The 2,161-nt window shown below is 68.7% G+C and carries 1 protein-coding gene; it reads left to right on the top strand.

Annotation, left to right across the window (positions count from 1 at the left end):
• Window positions 1–71 precede the first annotated feature (71 nt).
• On the top strand, window positions 72–2,161 hold a 2,090-nt coding region (kdpB, locus tag P3T37_RS36935), incomplete at its 3' end, for a potassium-transporting ATPase subunit KdpB (protein WP_280728344.1).

The following is a 2,161-nucleotide window of genomic DNA, read 5'->3' as shown; positions in this document are numbered from 1 at the left end:
GTGCTGATCGTCGTCGGCCTCACCTACTTCCCTGCCCTGGCTCTCGGGCCGCTCGCGGAGGGTCTGCACTGATGTCCACCCCCACTCTCACCACCACCCCTGTCGAAACCACCTCCACCGAGCCGCACAGAGTGTCCGGGGGGCTGCTCGATCCCAAGGTTCTGCTCGCAGCCGTTCCCGACGCGGTGAAGAAGCTCGACCCGCGCGTCATGATCAAGAACCCGGTCATGTTCGTGGTCGAGGTCGGCTCGGTGGTCACCACCGTCTCGGCGATCGCCAGCCCCAGCGTCTTCGCCTGGGCGATCACCATCTGGCTCTGGCTCACCACGATCTTCGCCAACCTGGCCGAGGCCGTCGCCGAGGGCCGCGGCAAGGCCCAGGCCGACACCCTGCGCCGCACCAAGACCGACACCATGGCCCGCCGCCTGACCAACTGGCCCGCCTCGCAGAACGAAGCAGAGGTCTCCGGAACGGCTCTCCGGCTCGGGGACCACGTCGTGATCGAGGCCGGCGAGATCATCCCCGGTGACGGCGACGTCGTCGAGGGTGTCGCCTCGGTGGACGAGTCGGCCATCACCGGCGAGTCGGCCCCGGTCATCCGCGAGTCGGGCGGTGACCGCAGCGCGGTGACCGGCGGCACCAAGGTGCTCTCCGACCGGATCGTCGTCAAGATCGCCTCGGAGCCCGGCAAGTCCTTCATCGACCGGATGATCGCCCTGGTCGAGGGCGCTGCCCGGCAGAAGACGCCCAACGAGATCGCGCTGAACATCCTGCTGGCCTCGCTGACCATCGTCTTCCTGGTCACCGTCTCGGCGCTTCAGCCGATGGCCAGCTTCGCCGGCGCGCCGCAGACCCTGATCGTCCTGGTCGCCCTCGTCGTCGCCCTGATCCCGACCACCATCGGCGCGCTGCTCTCCGCGATCGGCATCGCCGGCATGGACCGCCTGGTGCAGCGCAACGTGCTGGCGATGTCGGGCCGCGCCGTCGAGGCCGCCGGCGACGTCAACACCCTGCTGCTCGACAAGACCGGCACCATCACCCTCGGCAACCGCCAGGCCGCCGAGTTCCTGCCCGCGAACGGGATCGGGACGGAGGAGCTGGCGGACGCCGCCCAGCTCTCCTCGCTCGCCGACGAGACCCCCGAGGGCCGCTCGATCGTCGTCCTCGCGAAGGAGAAGTACGGCCTGCGGGCCCGCGTCCAGGGCGAGTTGACGCACGCCACCTGGGTCCCGTTCACCGCCCAGACCCGGATGTCCGGCGTCGACCTGGACGAAGCAGCGGGAGTGCACGCCGTCCGCAAGGGCGCGGCCGGTTCCGTCGCGGGTTGGGTGGTCGAGAACGGTGGCACGGTCGGTACCGATGTCACGGACCTCGTGCAGCAGATATCGGCTGCCGGTGGCACGCCTCTGGTGGTGGCCTCGCGGGTCGGCTCGGCCGCGCCGCGTGCGCTGGGCGTCATCTACCTCAAGGACGTCGTCAAGGAGGGGATGAAGGAGCGCTTCGACGAGCTGCGCCGGATGGGCATCAAGACCATCATGATCACGGGCGACAACCCGCTGACCGCCAAGGCGATCGCGGACGAGGCCGGCGTGGACGACTTCCTCGCCGAGGCCACCCCCGAGGACAAGATGGCCCTGATCAAGAAGGAGCAGGAGGGCGGCAAGCTGGTCGCGATGACCGGCGACGGCACCAACGACGCCCCCGCGCTCGCCCAGGCCGACGTCGGCGTTGCGATGAACACCGGCACCATGGCGGCCAAGGAGGCCGGCAACATGGTGGACCTGGACTCCAACCCCACCAAGCTGATCGAGATCGTCGAGATCGGCAAGCAGCTCCTGATCACCCGCGGGGCGCTGACCACCTTCTCGATCGCCAACGACGTCGCCAAGTACTTCGCGATCATCCCGGCGATGTTCGTCAGCGTCTACCCGGGCCTGAGCCACCTCAACATCATGGCCCTGCACAGCCCCAAGTCCGCGATCACCTCGGCGATCATCTTCAACGCCCTGGTCATCATCGGCCTGATCCCGCTCGCCCTGCGCGGCGTCAAGTACCGCCCCTCCGACGCCAGTTCGCTGCTGCGCCGGAACATCCTGATCTACGGGTTCGGCGGCCTGGTGGTGCCGTTCGTCGGCATCAAGGCGATCGACCTGATCGTCCA

Source organism: Kitasatospora sp. MAA4 (assembly GCF_029893355.1).
In the GTDB taxonomy this organism is placed as follows: Bacteria; Actinomycetota; Actinomycetes; order Streptomycetales; family Streptomycetaceae; genus Kitasatospora.
The sequence above is the reverse complement of the archived record's forward strand: the minus strand, read 5'-3'. Positions and strand labels throughout refer to the sequence as shown.